Here is a 26,935-nt window from a genome sequence, read left to right as displayed (position 1 = left end):
CCTCGTTCATACGTGCATCCCTCTCGCGGCAGCCAGAAAGGCCGAGCCGTTCACGTCAGGAAATCCCGAACTCTTTGCCGATGAAGTCGAAGAGGTCGTCGTCCGTCGCCGTCTCCAGTTCCTCGGCGACATCGACCTCATCGGCCTTGTCCTCCGGCCCGCGGGCCTCGCCCAACTTGGCCAGCATGGCCTGTAGGCGGGCGGTGATCCGCTCCCGACCGTCATCGTCGGGGAGCGCCACCGCGAGAGAGGCTTCCAACTTGTCCAACTCTGCGAGCAGCGGTGTCACCGCTGCCAGACCGTCCTGGAGAATCTCTTCCCGCAGGAACTGAACCAGTGCCGTGGGCGTCGGGTAGTCGAAGATCAGCGTGGCCGGTAGCCGGACCCCGGTGGCCGCGTTCAGCCGGTTACGGAGTTCGACCGCGGTCAGCGAGTCGAAGCCGACCTCGCTGAACGACCGTGCCGGATCCACCGCTTCGGATCCCGCGTGGCCGAGTACGGCCGCGACATGGGTGCAGACCAGTTCCAGCAGTACGGCGTCCTGCTCGGCCGCCGACAGTCCGGCCAGCCGGGCCAGCAGCGTGGACTCGCCGCCGGTCGCCGATGCGTTGGCGGTGGCGCGGCGGGTGGGGGTACGTACCAGGCCGCGCAGCAGCGGGGGCAGCATGCCACTGGCCGCCTGGGCGCGCAGCCCGGCCAGGTCCAGCCGCATCGGCACCAGCAACGCCTCGTCGGTGCGTACGGCCGCGTCGAACAGCGCTGTACCGTCCTGCACCGACAGCGCGGCCACACCACCACGGTTCAACCGCTCGACATCAGCCGAATCCGCCATACCCGTGGCCCACAGACCCCACGCCAACGAACTGCCCGCCAGGCCCAGCGACTTACGGTGCTCCGCCAGCGCGTCCAGGAAACTGTTCGCCGCCGCGTAGTTGCCCTGACCCGCACCACCGAAGACACCAGCAGCCGAGGAGAACAACACAAACGCCGACAGATCCATACCCTGGGTGAGCCGGTGAAGGTTCCACGCAGCATCCACCTTCGGACGCAGCACGCTGCTGACACGCTCCGGGGTCAGCGATCCCATCACCCCGTCGTCCAGCACACCGGCGGCGTGCACCGCGGCGGTCAGCGGATGCTCGGCCGGAATCGCTGCCAGCACCTCGGCCAGCGCGTCCCGGTCGGCCACATCACATGCGGCCGAGGTGACGTTCGCGCCCAACTCCTCAAGTTCCGCAGTGAGTTCTGTCTGGGCACCCCGGCGACTGACCAGCAGCAGATGCCGCACACCGTGCTCAGCCACCAGATGCCGGGCGAACACCCCACCCAACTCACCACTGGCACCGGTGATCAACACCGTGCCGTCGACGTCGAACGAGAGCCCCTCACCGGAATCGGCGACAGCCCGCGCCAGCCTCGGCGCCTCGATCCGGCCGCCACGCACCGCGACCTCCGGCTCACCACACGCCAGCGCGGCGCCCAGCAACTCCTGGGAGACCTCCGCACCGTCGATCAGCCCGAACCGACCGGGGTTCTCCGACTGCGCCGAGCGCACCAGACCCCGCACCGCCGCACCCGCCAGATCCTCCGGCCCATGCGTGACGAACACCAGCCGCGTTTCCGCGAACCGCTCATCCTCCAGCCACAACCGCACCAAGCCCAAAGCCTGATGAACCGCAGCGTGCACATCGACGGCAGGCGTCAGATCGTCCACAACCACCGTGCCCGGCACCGAAGTCACCGACGCCACCTGTCCGGCACCGACCAACGCCCACTCCGGCCGCCCGCCCTCAGCCACGGTGACCGGCGCCCACTCCACCCGGAACAGCGACTCCGCCACCCCATCGCGGCCACCGCCCAACTGCTCCGGCGAGACCGAGCGCAGGGCCAACGCGTCCACCGACGCCACCGCGGCGCCCGCCGCATCCGCGATCTGCAACGCCACGGCGTCCCGCCCAGCCGAAGCCAGCCGCACCCGGACCGTGGAGGCACCCACCGCGTACAGCGAGACGCCCGACCAGGAGAACGGGAGCCGTCCCTGTCCGGTCTCCTCGACCAGGCCGCCGAGCCCGATACCGTGCAACACCGCGTCCAGCAACGCCGGATGCAGACCAAATCCAGCATCCTCAACACCCTCCGGCAAACCCACCTCGGCGAACACCTCATCGCCACGCCGCCAGGCCGCCCGCAGCCCCTGGAACACCGGACCGTACGCGAACCCGGCATCCGCCAGCCCCTCGTACAACCCGTCCACGGCCACCGGCTCAGCATCCGCCGGAGGCCACACACCGAAGTCGAACGACGCCTTCGACGCACCCTCGGCCAGCACACCCGTGGCGTGCCGCAGCCAGTCCGTGTCCTGCTCCACCCGGGAGTGCAGGGCCAGCGAACGCCGCCCGGACTCGTCGGCCGCACCGAGGGAGAGCCTCAGTTGGACGCCGCCCTGCTCGGGCAGGACCAGCGGCGCCTCCAGGGTGAGTTCCTCGACGCGCTCGCAGCCGACCTGCTCTCCGGCGCGCAGCGCCATTTCCACGAACGCCGTGCCGGGCAGCAGCACCGCGTCCATCACGGCGTGGTCGGCCAGCCACGGGTGGGTGTCGAGGGAGAGACGGCCGGTGAACACGAACCCTTCGGCGTCCGGCAGTTCGACCGCGGCGCCCAGCAGCGGGTGGTCCGTGGCGCCCAGTCCGAATCCGGCCGCGTCGCCCGGACCGGCCTGTGCGGCAGCGGAGTTGAGCCAGTACCACTCGCGCTGGAACGGATAGGTGGGCAGCTCCACGCGGCGGGCGCCGGTCCCGGCGAAGTACGCCTGCCAGTCCACCGGTACGCCGCGCACATGCGCCGCGGCCACAGCGGCCGCCAGCGTCTCCGTCTCGGGACGGCCGCCGCGCAGCGCCGGTGCGAAGGCGGCGCCCTCGGCCGTGACGCACTCCTGCGCCATCGCCGACAGCACACCGTCCGGACCCAGCTCCACGTATGTGCGCACGCCCGCGGCCTCCAGCGCCCGCACGCCGTCGAGGAAGCGCACTCCCTCGCGGACGTGCCGCACCCAGAAGTCCGCGGTGCGCACCTCGTCCGAGACCACGGCGCCGGTGAGGTTGGACACGATCGGGATGCGCGGCGCTTCGTACGTCAGCCCCTCCGCGATCTTGCGGAAGTCGGCCAGCATGCCGTCCATGTGCGGCGAGTGGAAGGCGTGGCTGACGGTCAGGCGCTTGGTCTTACGGCCCTGCGACTCGAAGCCCGCGGCGATCTCCAACACCGTCGGCTCATCGCCCGCGATCACCACCGACGAGGGCCCGTTGATCGCGGCGATGCTCACGCCCTCGACCAGCAGCGGCGCGACCTCGTCCTCCGCCGCCTGCACCGCCACCATCGCACCGCCGCCCGGCAGCTCCTGCATCAGACGGCCACGCGCCGCCACCAGCGTGCAGGCATCATCCAGCGACAGCACACCGGAAACATGCGCGGCGACCAGCTCGCCGATCGAGTGCCCGGCCAGGAAGTCAGGCTTGAGCCGCCACGACTCCACCAACCGGAACAACGCCACCTCAACCGCGAACAACGCTGGCTGGGTGTAGGCCGTCTGGTGCAGCACATCACTATCTGTGCCGAACAGCGCCTCCTTCAGCGGCAGTTCGAACCGCTCGCACACCTCGTCCAGCGCCTGTGCGAAGACGGGATACGTCTCGTAGAGCTCCCGTCCCATCCCCGGCCGCTGGCTGCCCTGACCGGTGAAGAGGAAGGCGACCTTGCCGTCGGCCACCGTGCCCCGGGTCAGCCCCGCGGTGACGCCGTCCTCAGCCAGTGCCGTCAGAGCCCGTAGCAGGGCGTCGCGGTCGGTGCCGGTGACCACCGCGCGGTGGTCGAAGACCGCACGGCCGGTTGCCAACGAGTAGCCCACGTCGGTCAGTTCGAGGTCCGACTCGGCTGCCACGCGGTCCCGCAGCCGCTCGGCCTGGGCGCGCAGCGCCTGGTGCGACTTCGCCGACAGCGGCCAGGTGTGCACCGGGGGCGTCACCGTGGCGGTGGGCCGGTGCTGGTCGGCCGGGGGCTGCTCCAGGATGGTGTGGGCGTTGGTGCCGCTGATGCCGAACGAGGAGACAGCGGCCCGACGCGGCTGGCCGGTGCGCGGCCACTCCCGCGCCTCGGTCAACAGCTCGACCGCACCCTGCGACCAGTCGACGTGCGGCGTCGGCTCGTCCACGTGCAGTGTCTTGGGCAACACACCGTGCCGCATCGCCATGACCATCTTGATGATCCCGGCAACACCGGCGGCGGCCTGCGTGTGGCCCATGTTGGACTTGACGGAGCCCAGCCACAGCGGACGGTCCTCGTCGCGCTCCCTGCCGTAGGTGGCGAGCAGTGCCTGCGCCTCGATGGGGTCGCCCAGCGTGGTGCCGGTGCCGTGCGCCTCGACCACGTCGACCTGGCTGCTGGCCAGACCGGCGCTGGCCAGCGCCTGGCGGATCACCCGCTGCTGCGACGGACCGTTCGGTGCGGTCAGGCCGTTGCTGGCGCCGTCCTGGTTGATGGCGCTGCCCCGGACCACGGCCAGCACGGGGTGGCCGTTCTTCCGCGCGTCCGACAACCGCTCGACCAGCAGCATGCCCGCGCCCTCCGACCAGCTCGTGCCGTCGGCCGCGGCGGCGAAGGACTTGATGCGGCCGTCCGCGGCCAGTCCGCGCTGGCGGCTGAACTCGGTGAAGGTGCCGGGAGTCGACATCACCGTCACACCACCGGCCAGCGCCATGGAGCACTCACCGTTGCGCAGCGCCTGGATCGCCCAGTGCAGCGCGACCAGCGAGGACGAACACGCGGTGTCCACGGTGACCGCCGGGCCCTCCAGGCCGAACGCGTAGGAGACGCGGCCGGAGGCGATGCTTCCGGAGTTACCGGTGCCGAGGTAACCCTCCACGCCGTCGGGCACGGAGGTGATCCGGGTCGCGTAGTCGTGGTACATGATGCCCGCGAACACACCGGTACGGCTGCCGCGCATGGTGGTCGGATCGATCCCGGCCCGCTCGAACGCCTCCCAGGTGGTCTCCAGCAGCAGCCGCTGCTGCGGGTCCATCGCCACCGCCTCACGCGGGCTGATCCCGAAGAACGCCGGGTCGAACTGGCCCGCGTCGTGCAGGAATCCGCCCTCGCGGGTGTAGCTGGTGCCCTTGCCGTCCGGGTCCGGGTCGTACAGCGCGTCGAGGTCCCAGCCGCGGCCCTGCGGGAACTCGGAGATGGCGTCCCCGCCGGAGAGCACCAGCCGCCACAGGTCCTCCGGGGTCTGCACACCGCCGGGGTAGCGGCAGCTCATCCCGATGATGGCGATCGGATCGTCGGCGGCCACGGTGGTGCTGGGCGCGTCCTCGGCCACGGCGGCCTCGATGCCCAGCACTTCGGTGCGCAGGTACTCGGCGACCGCGGCGGCGGTCGGGTAGTCGAAGACCAAGGTGGCCGGGAGCCGGACGCCGGTGGCGGCGCCCAGTCGGTTGCGCAGTTCGACGGAGGTGAGCGAGTCAAAGCCCAACTCCTTGAACGCCCGGCCCGCCTGCACCGCGTCCGTCGAGTCGTGCCCCAGCACCGAGGCGACCTGTTCGCGCACCAACTCCAGCAGTGCCGCGTCCCGTTCGGCGTCCGGCAGCCCGGCGAGCCGCTGGGCCAGCGCACCGGACGGCACGGCCTGGGCGGCCGAGGCGGTGCGCCGGGTACGGACCAGGCCGCGCAGCAGCGCTGGCACGGCGGCGGGGTCGGCGTGCCGAAGTGACGCCAGGTCCAGCCGTATCGGCACCAGCCACGCGTCATCGGTACGCCCGGCCGCGTCGAACAAGGCGGTGCCGTCCGCCACGGACAGTGCTGTGACGCCACCACGGTTCAGGCGCTCGACATCAGCCGAGTCCGCCATACCCGTGGACCACAGACCCCATGCCAGCGAACTCGCCGCCAGACCAAGGGACTTGCGGTACTCCGCCAACGCGTCCAGGAAGCTGTTCGCCGCCGCGTAGTTGCCCTGACCCGCGCCACCGAACACACCAGCAGCCGAGGAGAACAACACGAACGCCGACAGATCCATGTCCCGGGTCAGTTCGTGCAGGTTCCACGCCGCATCCACCTTCGGGCGCAGAACGCTACTGACACGCTCCGCGGTCAGCGAGCCGATCACACCGTCATCCAGCACGCCAGCGGTGTGCACCACAGCAGTCAACGAGTGCCCGGCGAGTACCCCAGCCAGCGCGTCCCGGTCGGCCACATCACACGCGGCCCACGTGACATCGGCGCCCAACTCAGCGAGCTCGGCGGTCAGTTCCGCAGCGCCCGACGCCTCAGCGCCCCGACGCGAAACCAGCAGCAGTCGCCGCACGCCGTGCTCCGCCACCAGATGCCGGGCGAACACCCCACCCAACTCACCGGAGGCACCCGTAATCAACACCGTGCCATCGGCAGCGAAGGACTTCTGACCGCCCTCAGCCGTGGCCCGCGCCAACCTCGGCGCCAGAACCCGGCCATCACGCACGGCCAACTCCGGCTCCGGCACGGAGACAAGCGCCGGAACGAACTCCGCCCCATCAAGGTCCAGCAGCCCGAACCGCCCCGGATTCTCCGACTCCGCCGAACGCACCAGACCCCGCACCGCAGCACCAGCCAGATCGTCGGTGCCATGCGTGACGAACACCAACCGCGATGACGTGAACCGCTCATCAGCCAGCCACGACTGCACCAGCTCCAGCGCGCGGTGAACCGCGCCATGCACATCCTCGGCAGGGGTGACACCATCGACCACCACGGTGCCCGGTACAGCGTCCAGATCCGCCAACCCCACCGCATCCACCAGCGTCCAACCGCCCGACGGCTCCGCGCCCTCGATCACGGTGACCGGCGACCACTCCACCCGGAACAGCGACTCGGCCACGCCACGACCGCCCAACTGCTCCGGAGAAACCGAGCGCAGCGCCAGGCTCTCCACGGAGGCGACAGGCGCACCGGTACCGTCGGCGATCACCAGCGACACGTCTCCCGTGGCCGCGGGCCGGAGTCGGACCCGCAACTCGGTGGCGCCCACCGCGTGCACGGTCACACCGGTCCAGGAGAACGGCAGTCGGCCGGAAGCGTCCTGGGCTCGCAGCCCGAGGGCGTGCAGTGCGGAGTCCAGCAGCGCGGGATGCAGCAGGAACGCCTGCTGGTCCGCGTCCCGTGCCAACCGCACCTCCGCCAACACCTCGTCGCCGCGCCGCCAGGCCGCCTTCAGGCCCTGGAACACCGGCCCATAGCCGAAGCCGGACGCGGCCAGGCCGTCGTACAGCCCGTCCACCTCGATGGGCTGAGCGCCCGGAGGCGGCCACTCGACCAGCTCGAAGTCGGCCTGCGGGGCGCGCTCGGCCAGTATGCCGGTGGCGTGCCGCTGCCAGTCCGATGCCTGTTCCGGGCGCGAGTGCAGGGTAAGCGAACGCCGCCCCGACGCGTCCGCGCCGCTGAGCGTCAGCCGCAGTTGCACACCGCCGTGCTCCGGAAGCGCCAGCGGTGCCTCCAGGGTCAGCTCCTCCAGGAGGTCGCAGCCGACCTGGTCGCCCGCGCGCAGGGCCAGTTCCACGAAGGCCGTGCCGGGCAGCAGCACGGTGCCCATGACCGCGTGGTCGGCCAGCCAGGGGTGGGTCCGTAGAGAGAGCCGTCCGGTGAGCACCACCCCGTCGGAGTCCGGGAGTTCGACGGCCGCACCGAGCAGCGGATGGTCCGCCGCGCCCAGCCCGGCCGAGGACACGTCGCCGCCCGCGGATCCGGCGTCCAGCCAGAACAGTTGGCGCTGGAAGGCGTACGTCGGCAGGTCGACGCGGCGGGCACCGGTTCCGGCGAAGTACGCGTCCCAGTCCACGGCCGCGCCGCGCACATGGGCGATGGCGAGTGCCGTGGCCAGCGTCTCGGCCTCGGGGCGGCCGTTGCGAAGGGCGGGGGCGAACGCGGCGCCTTCCGACGCCACGCATTCCTGGGCCATGGCGGACAGCACGCCGTCCGGGCCGAGTTCGACGTATGTGGTTACGCTTTCGGCCTCCAAGGCGCGAATGCCATCAAGGAATCGGACGGCCTCGCGCACGTGCCGGACCCAGAAGTCGGGGTCGCAGATCTCCTCGGCGGTGGCCAGGGCGCCGGTGAGGTTGGAGACGATCGGGATGCGCGGTGCGTTGTACGCCAGCTGCGACGCCACCTCACGGAAGGCCTCCAGCATGCCGTCCATGTGCGGCGAGTGGAACGCGTGGCTGACGGTGAGACGCTTGGTCTTCTCGAAGCGCTGGGCAATTTCCAGTACCACGCCCTCGTCACCCGCGATCACCACCGACGAAGGCCCATTGATCGCGGCGATGCTCACGCCCTCGACCAGCAGCGGCGCAACCTCGTCCTCCGAGGCCTGCACCGCCACCATCGCACCGCCACCCGGCAGCTCCTGCATCAGACGACCGCGAGCCGCCACCAACGCACACGCGTCATCCAGCGACAGCACACCGGAAACATGCGCCGCCACCAACTCACCGATCGAGTGCCCGGCCAGGAAGTCAGGCTTCACGCCCCACGACTCAACGAGGCGGAACAACGCCACCTCAACCGCGAACAACGCAGGCTGCGTATAAGCAGTCTGGTCCAGCAGGCCGCCACCGGTCCCGAAGATCACATCCCGCAGCGGCAGTTCGAAGTGCCCGCACACCTCGTCCAACGCCTGGGCGAAGACAGGATAGGCCTCGTAGAGCTCCCGTCCCATCCCGATCCGCTGGCTGCCCTGCCCGGTGAACAGGAACGCCACCTTGCCGTCCGTGACGGCACCCCGTACCGTCCCACGGCCCTCGGCCAGCGCCGCAAGTTCGCGCAGGAACCCGTCCCGGTCCCCCGCGACGACCGCCGCACGGTGCTCGAAGCGTGCCCGGCTGGTGGCCAACGAGTAGGCCGCGTCGGCGGGTTCGAGGTCCGGCTGCGCTACGAGGCGAGCCCGCAGGCGCTCGGCCTGGCCGCTCAGTGCTTCGGCGGACTTCGCCGACAGGATCCAGGGCAGAGCCGTGTTCGGGCGGGCCGCTCGCGGACGTTCGTCCTGTGCGAGCGGTGCCTGCTCGATGATGGCGTGGGCGTTGGTGCCGCTCATGCCGAACGAGGACACACCGGCCCTGCGCGCCCGACCAGTCTGTGGCCACGGCCGTGCCTCGGTCAGCAGCTCGACCGCACCGGCAGACCAGTCGACGTGCGGCGACGGCCGGTCGACGTGCAGCGTCTGCGGCAGCACACCGTGCCGCATCGCCATCACCATCTTGATGATCCCGGCGACACCGGCGGCGGCCTGGGTGTGGCCGAAGTTGGACTTGATGGATCCCAGCCACAACGGCTGGTCCTCCGGGCGGCCCTGGCCGTAGGTGGCCAGCAGTGCCTGCGCCTCGATCGGATCGCCCAGCGTGGTGCCCGTGCCGTGCGCCTCCACCGCGTCCACGTCGGCCGTGGCCAGCCCGGCGTTGGCCAGCGCCTGCCGGATCACCCGCTGCTGCGAGGGACCGTTCGGCGCGGTGAGGCCGTTGCTCGCGCCGTCCTGGTTGACCGCCGTACCCCGCACGATCGCCAGCACCGGATGCCCGTTGCGCTGGGCGTCCGACAGCCGCTCCACCAGCAGCATGCCGACGCCCTCGCCCCACGCCGTGCCGTCCGCCGCCGCCGCGAACGGCTTGCAGCGGCCGTCGGCGGCCAGGCCGCGCTGGCGGCTGAACTCGGTGAACACCTCGGGCGTGGTGATGATGGTGACGCCGCCCGCCAGGGCCAGCGTGCACTCACCGTTGCGCAGTGCCTGCGCGGCCAGGTGCAGGGCGACCAGCGACGAGGAGCAGGCGGTGTCGACGGTGACCGCGGGACCCTCGAAGCCGAAGGTGTACGAGACCCGGCCGGAGGCGATGCTGCTTGAGCCGCCGGTGCCCAGATACCCCTCGACGCCTTCGGGCACCACGTTGAGGCGCGAGACGTAGTCGTTGTGCATCTGGCCGACGAAGACGCCAACCTGCTGGCCCCGCAGTCGAGTTGGGTCGACTCCGGCCCGTTCGAACGCCTCCCAGGAGGTTTCCAGCAGCAGTCGCTGCTGCGGGTCCATGGCCAGCGCCTCGCGCGGGTTGATGCCGAAGAACGCCGGGTCGAAGTGGTTGGCGTCGTAGAAGAAGCCGCCCTCGCGGGCGTACGAGGTGCCCGGGCGGTCCGGGTCCGGGTCGTACAGCGCCTCGATGTCCCAGCCGCGATCGGACGGCAGGTGCGAGATGCCGTCCCGGCCGTCGCGCAGCAGTTCCCACAGGTCTTCCGGGGTGCGTACGTCACCGGGGAAGCGGCAGCTCATGGCGACGATCGCGATGGGGTCGTCGTCCACCGCGGTGGCCGTCTGCTGGGTGATCGCGGCCGCGGCCTCGGCGCCGAGGAGTTCGGTGCGCAGGTAGGCGGCGAGCGCTGTGGGCGTCGGGTAGTCGAAGACCAGGGTCGCGGGCAGCCGCAGGCCCGCCGCCGCACCGAGGCGGTTGCGGAACTCGACACCGGTCAGCGAGTCGAAGCCGAGGTCCTTGAAGGCGCGGGTGGCCTCCACCGCGTCGGGCGAGGCGTGGCCGAGCACGGCCGCGACCTGGGTGCGTACCAGGTCCAGCAGCACCTGGTCGCGTTCCGCCTCGGGCAGCCGTACCAGTTGGTCCACCAGCGACGAGCCCGAGGTGCCGGTACCGGCCTCCACGGCGCGGCGGGCCGGGGCCCGCACCAGGCCGCGCAGTAGTGCGGGCACCATGCTGGCGTCGGCGTGCCGCAGCGGCGCGAGGTCGAGCCGCATGGGCACCAGGTGCGCGTCGCCCACCTGGTGGGCGGCGTCGAACAGCTCCAGCGCCTCGGCCGAGGACAGGCCGAGCACTCCGGAGCGGGTCATCCGGGACTTGTCGGTGTCGTCCAACTCGCCGGTCATGCCGCTGGCTTCGGCCCACAGGCCCCAGGCGAGCGAGGTGCCGGGCAGGCCCTGTGCCTGCCGGTGCTGGGCGAGGGTGTCCAGGAAGACGTTGGCGGCCGCGTAGTTGGCCTGGCCCGCGCCTCCGAACGTACCGGCGGCGGAGGAGTACAGCACGAAAGCGGCCAGGTCCAGGTCGCGGGTGAGCTGGTGCAGGTTCCAGGCGGCGTCCACCTTGGGGCGCAGTACGCGGTCGACCCGCTCGGGGGTCAGCGAGCCGACGACACCGTCGTCCAGCACGCCCGCGGTGTGCACCACGGCGGTCAGCGGGTGCTCGGCGGGGATGTCCGCCAGCAGCGCGGCGAGCGCGTCCCGGTCAGCCGCGTCACACGCGGCGATGGTGACCTGGGCGCCCAACTCCTCGAGTTCGGCGGCGAGTTCCGCGGCGCCCTCGGCCCGGGCGCCGCGGCGGCTGGTCAGCACCAGGTGGCGTGCGCCGCGTTCGGTGACGGCGTGCCGGGCGACCAGGCCGCCCAGGGTGCCGGTGCCGCCGGTGATCAGTACGGTGCCGTTGGGGTCCCAGTCGGTGGGGACGGTGAGCACCACCTTGCCGACGTGCCGGGCCTGGCTGAGGTAGCGGAACGCGTCGGGGGCGCGGCGCAGGTCCCAGGCGGTGACCGGCAGCGGGTGAAGGGCGCCGCGCCGGAAGAGGGCCAGCAGCTCGGTGAGCATCTCCTGGATGCGGTCCAGGCCCGCCTCCACCAGGTCGAACGCCTGGTACGTCACGCCCGGGTGCTCGGCCGCGACCTGCTCGGGGTCGCGGACGTCGGTCTTGCCCATCTCCACGAACCGGCCGCCGCGCGGCAGCAGTCGCAGCGAGGCGTCCACGAACTCCCGTGCCAGCGAGTCGAGTACCACGTCCACGCCGCGCCCGTCGCTGGCCGTGCGGAACGTCTCCTCGAAGTCGAGGGTGCGGGACGAGGCGATGCGGTCGTCGCTCAGCCCGAGGCCGCGCAGGGTGTCCCACTTGCCGGGGCTCGCGGTGGCGAACACCTCGACGCCCCAGTGCCGGGCCAGTTGCACGGCGGCCATGCCCACACCGCCCGCGGCGGCGTGCACCAGCAGCGACTCGCCTGACTTGAGGTCGGCGAGGTCGCGCAGCGCGTAGTAGGCGGTCATGAAGACGATCGGCACGGACGCCGCCTGGGCGAATGTCCACCCGTCCGGCATCGGCGCGATCATCCGGCGGTCGGCCACCACCAGCGGCCCGAACCCGCCGGGCAGCATGCCCATCACACGGTCGCCGGGGGCCAGGTCGGTCACCCCGGGGCCGGTCTCCACCACGACCCCGGCGCCCTCGCTGCCCATCAGGCCCGCGTCGCCCGGATACATGCCCAACGCGTTGAGCACATCGCGGAAGTTCAGGCCCGCCGCCCGGACCGCGACCCGGACCTCACCGGGCGCCAGTGGCCCGGCCGCCTCCGGGCACGGGATGAACGTCAGGTTCTCCAGCGTGCCCTTGTCCTGGATGTCCATCCGCCACGCCCGCTCGCCCCCCGGGGGCACCAGGGCGCCGGTCGCGGCGATCCGGGCCAGCCGGGGGGCGTGCACGGTGCCGCGGCGCACCGCGAACTGCGGTTCGCCGCAGGCCAGTGCGCCGGGCAGGGCCTGGTAGGAGCTGTCGTCGCCGTCGAGGTCGGCGAGCACGAAGCGGTCCGGGTTCTCGGACTGCGCCGAGCGCACCAGGCCCCACACGGGTGCGTGCGCCGCGTCCCGCACGTCGGCGTCGGTGTGGGTGGCGACCGCGCCACGGGTGACGAACACCAGCCGGGAGCTGGCGAACCGCTCGTCCTCCAGCCACGCCTTGACCAGACCCAGCGCCTCATGGGTGGCGGTACGGGCCGCCGCGGCCAGGTCGTCGGCGGTGCCCGCGACGCGCGGCGCGAGAACGTACTCGGGGGCGGGCAGGCCAGCGTCGACGGCATCCCGCAGCGCGGCGAGGTCGGCGAACCGTGCGCCGGGCAGGGCGAGTTCGGTGTCACCCGAAGTGTCGCCCGAGGCGCGGCCCGAGGCGGCGCCCGTGGTCTCGCCCAGCACCGCCCAGCGGTCGGCGTCGGCGGGGGCCACCGGCACGGTCGCCCAGTCCAGCCGGAACAGCGACTCGTGGTACGTGGTACGGGCGGTGGCCAACTGGTCGGCGGAGACCGGGCGCAGCATGAGGTTCCGCACCGACGCCACCGGCTCACCGTCGCCGTCCGCCAGTTGCAGCGACACGCCGTCGCTGCCGGTCGGCGCGAGCCGTACCCGCAGCGCACCGGCACCCACCGCGTGCAGGGTCACGCCGCGCCAGGAGAACGGCAGTCGGCCCTGCTCGTCCGCGCCTTCCTGGACGAACGTGCCGTGCAGCGCGGAGTCCAGCAGTGCCGGGTGCAGTCCGTACAGACCGGCCTCGGACTGCCGGTCGTCGGGGAGTTGGACCTCGGCGTACACCTCGTCGCCACGCCGCCAGGCGGCCTTCAGGCCCTGGAACACCGGGCCGTAGGCGAAGCCACCGGAGGCCAGGTGCTGGTACAGCCCCTCGGTCTCGACCGGCTCGGCGCCGGACGGCGGCCACTCGGCCAGGGTGAACGACGGCCGCTGCGCGCCGGTGGCCAGCAGACCACTGGCGTGCCGGGTCCACGGCTCGTCGGCCGGGGAGTCCTGGGGACGCGAGTACAGGTCGAGCGGGCGGCGCCCGGCATCGTCCGGGGAGCCCACCACGATCTGCAGTTGGACCGCCTGGTGCTCGGTGAGCACCAGCGGCGCCTCCAGCGTGAGTTCCTCCAGGTGGTCGCAGTCCACCTGGTCACCGGCGCGGATCGCCAGCTCCACGAAGGCGGTGCCGGGCAGCAGCACCGTGCCCATGACGGAGTGGTCGGCCAGCCACGGGTGGGTGTCGAGCGACAGGCGGCCGGTGAACAGCACACCGTCGGAGTCGGCCAGCGCGACGGCGGCGCCGAGCAGCGGATGCCGTGCCTCGCCGAGCCCCGCCGACTCCACGTCGCCCACCCAACCGACCGGCGCCTCAAGCCAGTAGCGCTCACGCTGGAATGCGTACGTCGGCAGCTCTACCCGACGCGCACCGGTTCCGGCGAAGTACGCCTGCCAGTCGACGGTCACACCACGGGTGTGGGCGCGGCCGATCGCGGCGGTGAGGGTTTCGGCCTCGGGGCGGCCGTCCTCGCGCAGTACGGGGAAGAACGCCTTGCCGTCGAGGTCGGCGACACAGTCCTGGGCCATGGCCGACAGGACACCGTCCGGGCCGAGTTCGACGAACGTGCTGACGTGTTGGGCCTCCAGCGCCTGGATGCCGTCGAGGAAGCGGACCGCCTGCCGCACATGGCGGACCCAGTAGTCGGGGTCGGCGATCTCCTCGGCGGTGACCAGGGCGCCGGTCAGGGTGGAGACGATCGGGATGCGGGGGGCGTTGAACGTCAGCTCCGCCGCCACCTCGCGGAAGGCGTCCAGCATGCCGTCCATGTGCGGGGAGTGGAACGCGTGGCTGACGGTCAGCCGCTTGGTCTTACGGCCCTGCTGCTCAAATCGCTCAGCGACCTCCACAACCGCACCCTCGTCACCCGCGATCACAACAGACGAAGGCCCGTTGATCGCGGCGATGCTCACGCCGTCAACCAGCAGCGGCGCGACCTCGTCCTCCGCCGCCTGGAGCGCCACCATGGCGCCGACGCCCGGCAGTTCCTGCATCAGACGGCCACGCGCCGCCACCAGCGTGCAGGCATCCTCCAGCGACAGCACACCGGAAACATGCGCGGCGGCCAGCTCACCGATCGAGTGCCCGGCCAGGAAGTCAGGCCGCAGCCCCCACGACTCAACGAGCCGGAACAACGCCACCTCGACCGCGAACAACGCGGGCTGTGTGTAGGCGGTCTGGTTCAGCGGTGCGGGGTCATCCCCGAACAGCACATCCCGCAGCGGCAGTTCGAACCGCCCACACACCGCGTCCAGCGCCTCGGCGAAGACGGGATAGGCCCCGTACAGCTCCCGGCCCGTACCGATCCGCTGACTGCCCTGCCCGGTGAACAGGAACGCCACCTTGCCCTCGGCAACGGCACCGCGTACCGCACCACGTCCCTCGGCCAGCTCGGCCAGCTCCCGCAGGAAGTCGTCCCGGTCCCCCGCGACGACCACCGCGCGCCGCTCCAGGGCGGAGCGAGTCAGGGCCAACGAGTAGGCCACGTCGGTGAGTTCGAGTTCACGGTCGGATTCGACGTGGGTCAGAAGCCGTCCGGCCTGCTCCCGTAGCGCGTCGTCAGTGCGAGCCGAGATCACCAGCGGCAGCACCGGCAGCGTCACCGATGCCTCGTCGCCATCGTCGTCAACGGCCGGGGCTTGCTCGATGATCGTGTGGGCGTTGGTGCCGCTGACACCGAACGAGGACACACCGGCCCTGCGCACCCGGCCGGTCCGCGGCCACTCCTGTGCCTCGGTCAGCAGCTCCACCGCGCCCGCCGCCCAGTCGACGTGCGGCGACGGCTGGTCGACGTGCAGCGTCTGCGGCAGCACACCGTGCCGCATCGCCATCACCATCTTGATGATCCCGGCGACACCGGCGGCGGCCTGGGTGTGGCCGAAGTTGGACTTGATGGATCCCAGCCACAACGGCTGGTCCTCCGGGCGGCCCTGGCCGTAGGTGGCCAGCAGGGCCTGCGCCTCGATCGGATCGCCCAGCGTGGTGCCCGTGCCGTGCGCCTCCACCGCGTCCACGTCGGCCGTGGCCAGCCCGGCGTTGGCCAGCGCCTGCCGGATCACCCGCTGCTGCGAGGGACCGTTCGGCGCGGTGAGGCCGTTGCTCGCGCCGTCCTGGTTGACCGCCGTACCCCGCACGATCGCCAGCACCGGATGCCCGTTCCTACGGGCGTCGGAGAGCCGCTCGACGAGCAGCATGCCCGCGCCCTCGGACCAGCCGGTGCCGTCGGCGTCGGCGGAGAACGACTTGCAGCGGCCGTCGGTGGCCAGACCGCGCTGGCGGCTGAAGTCGATGAAGGTGTCCGGGGTGGACATCACGGTGACGCCACCGGCCAACGCCATCTCGCACTCGCCGTTGCGCAGCGCCTGCGCGGCCAGGTGCAGGGCCACCAGCGACGAGGAGCAGGCGGTGTCGACGGTGACCGCGGGCCCTTCCAGGCCGAAGACGTAGGAGACGCGGCCGGAGGCGACGCTGCCCGCGCTGCCGGTGCCCAGATAGCCCTCAAGTCCTTCGGGGACGGCGGGCAGCCGGGTCAGGTAGTCGTGGTACATCACGCCCGCGAACACACCGGTGCGGCTGCCGCGGACCGACAACGGATCGATACCCGCGCGTTCGAAGGCCTCCCAGGAGGTTTCCAGCAGCAGTCGCTGGTGGGGGTCCATGGCGAGGGCTTCGCGCGGGTTGATACCGAAGAACGCCGGGTCGAACTGGGCGGCGTCGTGCAGGAAGCCGCCCTGCCGGGTGTAGCTGGTACCGGCGCGCCCGGGGTCGGAGTCGTAGAGGGCGTCCAGGTTCCAGCCGCGGTCGGTGGGGAACTCGGAGATGGCGTCGACGGATCCGGCGACCAGCCGCCACAACTCCTCGGGGCTGCTGACGCCACCGGGGTAGCGGCAGCTCATGCCGACGATCGCGATGGGCTCGTCGGCCACGGCCACCGCGGTGCGGACCGGGGCGGCGGCGTCCGCGTCGCTACCGAGGATCTCGGTGCGCAGGAACGCGGCGAGCGCGACGGGGGTCGGGTAGTCGAAGACCAAGGTGGCGGGCAGCCGTACGCCGGTGGCCGAGCCGAGCCGGTTGCGCAGCTCGACCGCGGTGAGCGAGTCGAAGCCCAGCTCCTTGAAGGCGCGGCCCGCGTCGACGGCCTCGGGGCCGGGGTAGCCGAGCACCACGGCCACCTGGGCGCACACCAACTCGACCAGGATCTGGTCGCGTTCGGCGCCGTCGACCCGCAGCAGCCGCTCGGCGAGCGCGCCGACGGGTGCCGCGCCACCGGACTCCACCACCCGGCGGGCCGGGGTGCGCACCAGGCCGCGCAGCAGTGCGGGCACCGCGGCGGGGTCGGCGTGCCGTAGCGACGCCAGGTCCAGGTGCATGGGTACGAGGGCGGCGTCGCCGACCGCGCGGGCGGTGTCCAGGAGCGCCAGGCCCTGCTGCGAGGAGAGGGCGGCCACGCCCGCGCGGTTGATGCGCTGCAGGTCGGTGTCGGCCAACTCACCGGTCATGCCGCTGCGTTCGGCCCACAGGCCCCAGGCCAGCGCGGTGGCGGGCAGGCCGTTCGCCCGGCGGCGCTGGGCGAGGGCGTCGAGGAAGGCGTTGGCGGCGGCGTAGTTGGCCTGGCCGGGGCCGCCGAGGGTACCGGCGGCGGCGGAGAACAGCACGAACGCCGCGAGTGGGTGGTCCTGGGTGAGCTCGTGCAGGTTGAGCGCCGCGTCGACCTTGGCGGGCAGTACGCGGTCGATGCGCTGCGGGGTGAGCGAGCCGATGACGCCGTCGTCCAGCACGCCCGCGGTGTGGATCACGGCGGTCAGCGGGTGCTCGGCCGGGATGTCGGCCAGCAGTGCGGCGAGCGCGTCCCGGTCGGCCGCGTCGCAGGCGGCCAGGGTGACCTGGGCGCCCAACTCCTCCAGTTCGGCGGCGAGTTCCGCGGCGCCCTCGGCCCGGGCGCCGCGGCGGCTGGTCAGCAGCAGGTGCCGGATGCCGTGCTCGGCGACCAGGTGGCGGGCGACCAGGCCGCCCAGGGTGCCGGTGGCGCCGGTGACCAGCGCGGTGCCGTCGGGGTCGAGCGCCGGTGCCTGATGGGTGCCGTCGTTGAGGATGCGGGCCAGCCGGGGCACCGACAGCGCGCCGTCGCGCAGCGCGAGTTGCGGCTCGCCGGTGGCCAGGGCGGCGGGCAGGGCGCGGTGGGAGTTCTGCTGTCCGTCCAGGTCGGCCAGCACGAACCGGTCGGGGTTCTCCGACTGGGCGGAGCGCACCAGGCCCCACAGCGGTGCGTGGGTCAGGTCGGCCACGTCGGCGTCGGGTTGGGTGGCGATGGCGCCCTGGGTGGCGAACACCAGCCGGGAGTCGGCGAACCGCTCGTCGGCCAGCCACTGCTGGGCCAGCGACAGTGCCCGGTGCAGTGCGGTGCGCACGGTCTGCGGCAGTGCGTCGTCGGGCGCGGTGAACGGGACGACGACGGCCTGCGGGGTGGGCGCCCCGGCGGCCAGGGCGTCGCCCAGTGCGGCCAGGTCGGGGTAGGTGGCGGCGGTGGGCAGGGCCGCGGCGAGGTCGGCGATGGCGGCACTGTCGCTGTCGCCCAGCAGCGCCCACTGTCCGGCGGCGACGGTGGTCGCGGCGGGCAGCGGGGTGCCGGTCCACTCGACGCGGAACAGCGCGTCGTAGAACGCTCCGCGCGCGGCGTGCGAGCGCACCTGGTCCGGTGCGACCGGCCGCAGCAGCAGCGCGTCCACCGAGGCGACCGGCGCGCCGGACTCGTCGGCGAGCGACACGGCCACGGTGTCCCGCCCGGCGGGCGCCAGGCGCACCCGCAGCGCGGTGGCGCCCACGGCGCGCAGACAGACACCGCTCCAGGAGAACGGCAGTCGGCCGTGTTCCGTCTCCTCCAGCAGCGAACCGATGCCGACGGCGTGCAGGGCGGCGTCGAGCAGCGCCGGGTGCAGGCCGAACAACTCCGCGTCGCTGCGGGCCGGTTCAGGCAGCCGGACCTCGGCGAACACCTCGTCGCCGCGCTGCCAGGCCGCGTTCAGGCCCTGGAAGGTGGGGCCATAGGCGAAGCCGGTGCCAGCCAGGTAGTCGTACAGCCCCTCGACCTCGACCTCGGTGGCGCCGCGCGGCGGCCACTCGGCCAGGTCGAACGGCGCGGCGGGGCCGGCGGGGGCGAGCACACCGGTGGCGTGCCGGGTCCAGGCGCCGTCGGCCCAGGCCTCGTCCTCCAGCCGGGAGTGCAGGGTCAGCGCCCGGCGGCCGGTCTCGTCCGGCGCGCCGACGGCGAGTTGCAGTTGCACGCCGCCGTGCGGCGGGATCACCAGCGGTGCCTGGAGGGTGAGTTCGTCCAGCAGCTCGCAGCCGACGTGGTCACCGGCGCGGATCGCCAGCTCCACGAAGGCGGTGCCGGGCAGCAGGACGGTGTCCATCACCGCGTGGTCGGCCAGCCACGGGTGGGTGGCCAGCGACAGGCGGCCGGTGAACAGGTAGCCGTCGGCGTCGGCGAGGGCGACGGTGGCGCCCAGCAGCGGATGGTCGGCGGAGCCGAGCCCTGCCGAGGTGACATCACCGGCCCACGTGGTGGGTTGCTCCGGCCAGTACAGCTCGCGCTGGAACGCGTACGTCGGCAGCTCCACGCGCCGCCCGCCGCGGCCCGCGAACACCGCCGCCCAGTCCACCCGCACACCGCGCGCGTGCGCCTGGGCGACGGCGGTGGCCAGGGTCTGCGGCTCGGCGCGGCCCGCGCGCAGTACGGGAGCGAAGACGGCGGCGTCCGGCTCCGTGACGCCCTCCTGGGCGAGGGCGGTCAGGGTGCCGTCCGGGCCGAGTTCGAGGTACGTGGTGACGTTCTGGGACTCCAGATAGCGGATGCCGTCCAGGAAGCGGACGGCCTCGCGCACGTGCCGTACCCAGTGGTCGGGGCTTTGCACCTGGTCGGCGGTGACCGAGGCGCCGGTGAGGTTGGAGACGATCGGGATGACCGGCGGGTGGTAGGTGACACCCTCGGCGACGGCGCGGAAGGCGTCCAGCATGCCGTCCATGTGCGGCGAGTGGAACGCGTGGCTGACGGTCAGGCGCTTGGTCTTGCGGCCCTGCTGCTCGAAACCGGAAGCGACCTGGAGAACCTTGGACTCGTCGCCCGCGATGACGACGGAGGTCGGGCCGTTGATCGCGGCGATGTCCACGCCGTCGACCAGCAGCGGTGTGACCTCGTCCTCGGACGCCTGGATCGCCACCATGGCGCCGCCGCCGGGCAGTTGCTGCATCAGACGGCCGCGCGCCGCCACCAGCGCACAGGCGTCCTCCAGCGAGAACACCCCCGCCACATGCGCGGCGGCCAGCTCACCGATGGAGTGGCCGATGAGGAAGTCGGGCTTGAGGCCCCACCGTTCAAGGTGCCGGTAGAGGGCCACCTCGACGGCGAACAGTGCGGGCTGGGTGTAGGCGGTCTGGTCGAGCAGCGCGCTGTCCGCCCCGAACAGCACGTCCTTCAACGGCCGTTCGAGGTGCTGGTCCAGCGCCGCGCAGACGGCGTCCAGCGCCGCGGCGAACGCCGGGTACGTCGCGTACAGCTCCTTGCCCATGCCGAGGCGCTGGCTGCCCTGGCCGGTGAACAAGAACGCGGTCTTGCCTTCACCGACCGTGCCCCGCACGGTGTCGGCGGCGGCGTCGCCCCGGGCCAACGCGTCCAGGTCCCGCAGCAGTTCGTCGCGGTCGGCGGGGAACAGTACGGCGCGGTGCTCCAGGGCGGAGCGGGTGGTGGCCAGCGAGTGGCCGAGGTCCAGCAGGCCGAGCGCGGGCTCGTCGGTCACCCGGTCGAGCAGCCGCTGGGCCTGGGCGCGCAACCCCTGCTCGCTCTGCGCCGACACCAACACCGGCAGCGGCTGCCGCTCGGCGCCGGGGGCCGCGTTCGCGGCGGTCTCCTCGTCCTGGGCGGGCGCCTGCTCGATGACGGTGTGCGCGTTGGTGCCGCTGACACCGAACGAGGAGATGCCCGCGCGCCGCGGCTGGCCGGTGTGCGGCCACTCGCGTGCTTCGGTGAGCAGTTCGACGGCTCCGGCCGACCAGTCCACGGTGCCGGACGGCTGGTCGACGTGCAGGGTCTTGGGCAGTACGCCGTGCTCGATGGCCTTGACCATCTTGATGACACCGGCGACACCGGCGGCGGCCTGGGTGTGGCCGAAGTTTGACTTGATGGAGCCCAGGTAGAGCGGTCGCCCGTCGGGCCGGTTCTGCCCGTAGGTGGCCAGCAGCGCCTGGGCCTCGATCGGGTCGCCCAGCGTGGTGCCGGTGCCGTGCGCCTCGACCACGTCGACCTGGGCGGGGGTGAGCCCGGCGTTGGTCAGCGCCTGGCGGATCACCCGCTGCTGCGAGGGGCCGTTGGGCGCGGTCAGGCCGTTGCTCGCACCGTCCTGGTTGACGGCGGAGCCCCGCACGATCGCCAGCACCGGGTGGCCGTTCCTGCGCGCGTCGGAGAGCCGCTCGACGAGCAGCATGCCCACGCCCTCGCCCCAGCCGGTGCCGTCGGCGGCCTCGGCGAACGGCTTGCAGCGGCCGTCGGGGGCCAGTCCGCGCTGCCTGCTGAACTGGACGAACGAGCGCGGGCTGGCCATCACCGTCACACCACCGGTGAGCGCCAGGTCGCATTCGCCGTTGCGCAGCGCCTGCACCGCCAGGTGCAGCGCCACCAGCGAGGCCGAGCACGCCGTGTCCACCGTGACCGCCGGGCCCTCAAGCCCGAAGGTGTACGACAGGCGGCCGGAGACCACACTCGCCGCGTTGCCGGTCATCAGGTACCCCTCAACGCCCTTGGGTACCTGCTGGAGGATCTCCGGATACGTCTGGCCGTTGGTGCCGATGAACACCCCGGCCTGGCTGCCGCGCAGCGTGGCCGGATCGATTCCGGCCCGCTCGAAGACCTCCCACGCGGTCTCCAGCAGCAATCGCTGCTGCGGGTCCATGCCGAGGGTTTCCCGTGGGCTGATTCCGAAGAACGCCGCGTCGAACTTTCCGGCGTCCGTCAGGAACCCGCCCTCGCGGGTGTAACTCGTACCCTCCTGGTCGGGATCGTCGTCGTAGAGCGACTCGATGTCCCAACCACGGTCCGTGGGAAATTCCGATATCGCGTCCCGGCCCCCGGCGACAAGCTCCCACAGGTCCTCCGGAGACTCCACGCCTCCGGGGAACCTGCAGCTCATACCGGTGATCGCGATAGGCTCCGGTTCCGCCGACTCGACCTCGCGAAGGCGTTGCCGCGTCTGGTGCAGATCGGCCGTTACCCGCTTGAGGTAGTCGAGGATCTTGTCCTGATCCGCATCCGCCATTGGAACCTCACCCATGCTTGTCGTCACAAACGCCTGCGCCGGGAATGCCCGCGCTCTGTCGTGCTACCGCTATGGCCGGGGGCCGTCCCCGAACCCGAGCTCGTTTTCGATGAAGGCGAACACCTCATCGCGTGTCGCCTCTTGCAGCTTTTCCGTCACGGCCGCACCGGTCGAGGCGGGCTGTGGTTCGCCCCACTTCGCCAGCAGGGCCTGTAGGCGCAGCGCGATGTCCGCGCGGGTCTCACTGTCCGCATCGAGCACGGACAGCGCCGACTCCAGCTTCTCCAGCTCCGCGATGCCCGGGGCCGTCGCGGTGCCACCGCCGTCCTGGGTGATCTCGGCACGCAGGAAGTCGGCCAGCGCGGCGGGCGTCGGATAGTCGAAGACCAGCGTCGCGGGCAGCCGCAACCCGGTGGCCGCGGTCAGCCGGTTGCGCAGTTCCAGTGCGATCAGGGAGTCGAATCCCAGCTCCTTGAACGCCCGACCGGCACCGACCTCCGCGGTCGACGGGTGACCGAGCGCGCTGGCCGCGTGCGAGCGGACCAACTCCACGACCACCAGCGATTGTTCGGCCTGCGACATTCCGGCCAGCCGCTGCCGCAGCGCCTGCGCCGACGACCCGGCCGCACCGGCCTCGTCACCCGAAGCGCCCGACTGCGCCAGCCGCCGCACCTCCGGCAACTCACCGATGAGCGGGCTGCGGCGCACCGCGGTGTACCCGGGCGCGAACCGCTCCCAGCGGATGTCGGCGACGGCGACCGTCGTCTCGTCGTGGTCCAGCGCCTGCTGCAACGCGCTGATCGCCAGCCGCGGTTCCATCGCGGGAACACCGCCCCGGTCCAGGCGGTCGCCGATGGCGCCGCCCGCGGCCAGACCGCTCTCGCCCCAACGCCCCCAGGCCACGGAGGTGGCCGTCAGGCCGCCCGCCCGACGGTGCTCGGCCAAGGCGTCCAAGTACGCGTTGGCGGCGGCGTAGTTGGCCTGCCCGGCGTCACCGAGCGTGCCCGCGACACCCGAGAACAGCACGAACGCCGACAGGTCCAACTCCCTGGTCAGCTCGTGCAGGTTGCGCGCGGCGTCCGCCTTCGGCCCCAGCACGGTGGCGAACCGCTCCGGTGTCAGCGCGTCCAGCACACCGTCGTCCAGCACGCCCGCCGCGTGCACCACCGCGGTGAGCGGACGGTCCGCGGGGATGTCGGCGAGCAGCGCGGCCAGCGCGTCGCGGTCCGCGGCGTCGCAGGCAGCGATGGTGACCTCGGCGCCCAACTCCTTGATCTCGCCGCGTAGTTCGGCGGCACCCGGTGCGTCCGGTCCACGGCGGCTGGTCAGGACCAGGTGCTGGGCACCGTTGCCCGCCAGCCAGCGGGCGACATGCCCACCGAGCGCGCCGGTGCCACCGGTGACCAGCACCGTGCCGTCCGGCCGCCAGCTGCGCACCGGGCTCGCGGCGCCGAGCGAGGCACGCACAAGCCTGCGGGCGAACAGCCCCGCCGGGCGCACCGCGACCTGGTCCTCGCCGTCCAGCCCCGCCAGTACCGCGACCAGCCGGGACAGCGCACGCTCATCGGCCGTCTCCGGCAGGTCGACCAGCCCGCCCCAGCGCTGCGGGTACTCCAACGCCACCGTACGGCCGAAGCCCCACAGCAGCGCCTGCTCCGGAGCCCGTACCGGGTCCGTCGCCGCCACGGACACCGCGCCCCGCGTGGCGCACCACAGTGGGGCTTCGATTCCCGCGTCGCCCAACGCCTGGACGAGAGCGAGCGAACCGTGCAGCGCCTGCGGACGGGTGCCGAACGCGAGCAGCGAGAAGACACCGCTGATCGGCGCGTCCTCGGCGGCAAGCGCCTTGGCCAGTGACTCCCGGTCGGTGTCGGTGACGGTCAACTGGCTTACGGTGGCGCCGCGTTCGGTCAGCACACGCGTGATGTCGTGAGCGGCCGCGTCCTCGGGCGTGATGAGCAGCCATGTGCCGGACAGTCGGGCGGTCCGCTCGTCGGCCAGCGGCTGCCACGTCACGCGGTAACGCCAGCCGTCCACCGTCGACTTCTCGCGGCTCTGGCGGCGCCAGGAGGACAGCGCGGGCAGCACGGCGCCCAGCGGCTCGCCGTCGATGTCCAGGGTGTCGGCGAGGGATTCCAGGTCCTCACGCTCGACGGCCTCCCAGAACAGGGCGTCCGTCGGGTCGGACGGCGACGACTCGACCGTCTCCAACGGGGATCCCTCCGGCCAGTAGCGCTGGCGTTGGAAGGCGTAGGTGGGTAGGTCGACGCGTCGAGCACCCGGGAAGACCGCGTCCCAGTCCACACTCACCCCGTGAACGTACGCCTCACCCAGCGAGGCGTAGAAGCGGTCCAGGCCGCCCTCATCCCGCCGCAGGGAGCCCAGGACAGCCGCTTGACGGCCGCAGTCCTCGATCGTCTCCTGCACACCCACCGTCAACACCGGATGCGCACTGGACTCGATGAACACCCCAAAACCCTGCTCCAGCAAGGTCCGGGTGGCGTTCTCCAACTCCACCGTCTGACGCAGGTTACGGAACCAGTACTCGGCCGTCAGCTCCCCGCCCTCGACCCACTCACCGGTCACCGTGGACAACAACGGCACCCGCGCGGGCTGCGGGGCGATCGGGGCCAACAGCTCCAGCAGTTCCTCCCGCAGGAGCTCCACCTGGGCCGAATGCGAGGCATAGTCCACCGGAACCCGCCGCGCCCGCACCCCGTCCGCCTCACACGAGGCCAACAACTCCTCCAACACAGCAGGCTCACCGGAGACCACCACCGACGACGGCCCGTTGACCGCCGCCACCGAAACCCGCTGCTCACCCCACGCAGCCAGCCGCTCCCGCACCCGCGCCACCGGCAACCCAACCGACACCATGCCACCACGCCCGGCCAGCACCCGCCCAATGGCCTGACTACGCAAGGCAACCACCCGCGCGGCATCCTCCAAACTGAGAATCCCCGCCACAGCGGCCGCAGCAATCTCCCCTTGCGAATGCCCCACCACCGCCGCGGGCACCACGCCCACCGACCGCCACAACTCGGCCAACGACACCATCACGGCAAACAACACCGGCTGAACCACATCAACCCGGTCCAACGACGGCGCACCCTCAACCCCCCGCAGCACATCGACCAACGACCAATCAGTAAACGGTGCCAACGCCGCCGCACACTCATCGATCCGAGCAGCGAACACCGGTGAGGCATCCAGCAACCCCACCGCCATCCCCACCCACTGCGACCCCTGCCCAGGAAAGACGAACGCCGCCTTACCCCCCACACTCACACCACACGACACCCCAGCAGCCATCCGCCCGGCCGCCAACGCCTCCACCCCAGCACGCAACTCGTCCAGATCCGCACCCCGCACCACCGCACGGTGCTCCAACGCCGCCCGCCCCGACGCCAACGACCAGCCCACATCCACCGGACGCACCCCACCCCGGGCGTCCAACACCGGCAGCAACCGCTGCGCCTGCCCCCGCAACGCACCCTCGCCCTTACCGGACAACGGCCACACCACCACACCAGGCGCCACACCCGCAGCACCCTCCGGCACCTCCGGCGACCCAACCGGCGCCTGCTCCACGATCACATGCGCGTTCGTCCCACTGAACCCGAACGAGGACACGGCCGCCCTGCGCGGTTCACCGGTCTCCGGCCACGGCACCGTCTCGGTCAGCAACGACACCGCGCCCGCCGACCAGTCGACGTGTGGCGTCGGCTCGTCGATGTGCAGTGTCTTCGGCAGCACTCCGTGCCGCATCGCCAACACCATCTTCATCACACCGGCGACACCCGCCGCCGCCTGGGTGTGACCGATGTTGGACTTGATCGATCCCAGCAGCAGTGGTCGGTCCTGCGGGCGGTCCTGCCCGTAGGTGGCCAGCAGTGCCTGCGCCTCGATCGGGTCGCCCAGCGTGGTGCCGGTGCCGTGCGCCTCGACCGCGTCGACCTGGGCGGCGGACAGATTGGCGTTGGCCAGTGCCTGGTGGATCACCCGCTGCTGTGACGGTCCGTTCGGAGCAGTCAAACCATTGGAAGCGCCATCCTGGTTGATGGCACTGCCCCGCACGATCGCCAGCACCGGATGACCGTTCCTGCGCGCGTCGGAGAGCCGCTCGACGAGCAGCATGCCGACGCCCTCCCCCCAGCCGGTGCCGTCGGCGGCGGCCGCGAACGGCTTGCAGCGGCCGTTGGCGGCAAGCCCGCGCTGGCGGCTGAACTCGGTGAAGGTGGCGGGCGTCGCCATGACCGTCACGCCGCCCGCGAGGGCCAGCGAGCACTCGCCGTTGCGCAGTGCCTGCACCGCCATGTGCAGGGTGACCAGCGAGGACGAGCAGGCCGTGTCCACGGTGACGGCCGGGCCCTCAAGGCCGAAGACGTACGACACCCGGCCAGAGGCGATGCTTCCGGAGCTTCCGGTGCCGAGGAACCCCTCGACACCTTCGGGTACGGAGTCCAGCCGTGCGGTGTAGTCGTGGTACATCACGCCCGCGAACACCGCCGTGCGGCTGCCGCGTACCGAGGTGGGGTCGATCCCGGCCCGCTCGAACGCCTCCCAGGAGGTTTCCAGCAGCAGCCGCTGCTGGGGGTCCATCGCCATCGCCTCGCGTGGGCTGATCCCGAACAGCGCCGGGTCGAACCGGCCCGCGTCGTAGAGGAAGCCGCCCTCGCTGACGTAGCTGGCACCCGGCCGGTCCGGGTCGGCGTCGTAGAGCGATTCGACGTCCCAGCCCCGGTCGGTGGGGAACTGCCCGATGGCGTCCGTACCGTCCACGACCAGCCGCCACAGATCCTCGGGGGTGCGTACGCCCCCGGGATAGCGGCAGCTCATCGCCACGATGGCGATGGGCTCCTGGTTCCGCTCCTCGACCTCGCGCAGCCGCCGACGGACCTGGCGCAGGTCGGCGGTGGCCCGCTTGAGGTAGTCGCGGAGCTTGTCCTCATTCTCCATCGC

The 26,935-nt window shown here is 72.0% G+C and carries 2 protein-coding genes; both read right to left on the bottom strand.

All coding sequences use genetic code 11. The features are described 5' to 3' along the window. Positions 1 to 55: 55 nt before the first annotated feature. Positions 56 to 21,973, bottom strand: a complete 21,918-nt coding sequence (locus tag NON19_RS14580) for a type I polyketide synthase (protein WP_255928098.1) — start codon at positions 21,971 to 21,973, stop codon at positions 56 to 58. Positions 21,974 to 22,042: 69 nt separating this feature from the next. Then, positions 22,043 to 26,932 (bottom strand): type I polyketide synthase, encoded by a 4,890-nt coding sequence (locus NON19_RS14575; RefSeq protein WP_255928096.1) that lies wholly within the window; start codon positions 26,930 to 26,932, stop codon positions 22,043 to 22,045. Positions 26,933 to 26,935: the final 3 nt, after the last annotated feature.

Origin of the sequence: Streptantibioticus rubrisoli (genome assembly GCF_024436055.1) — a bacterium.
Taxonomy (GTDB): domain Bacteria; phylum Actinomycetota; class Actinomycetes; order Streptomycetales; family Streptomycetaceae; genus Streptantibioticus_A; species Streptantibioticus_A rubrisoli.
The sequence above is the reverse complement of the archived record's forward strand: the minus strand, read 5'-3'. Positions and strand labels throughout refer to the sequence as shown.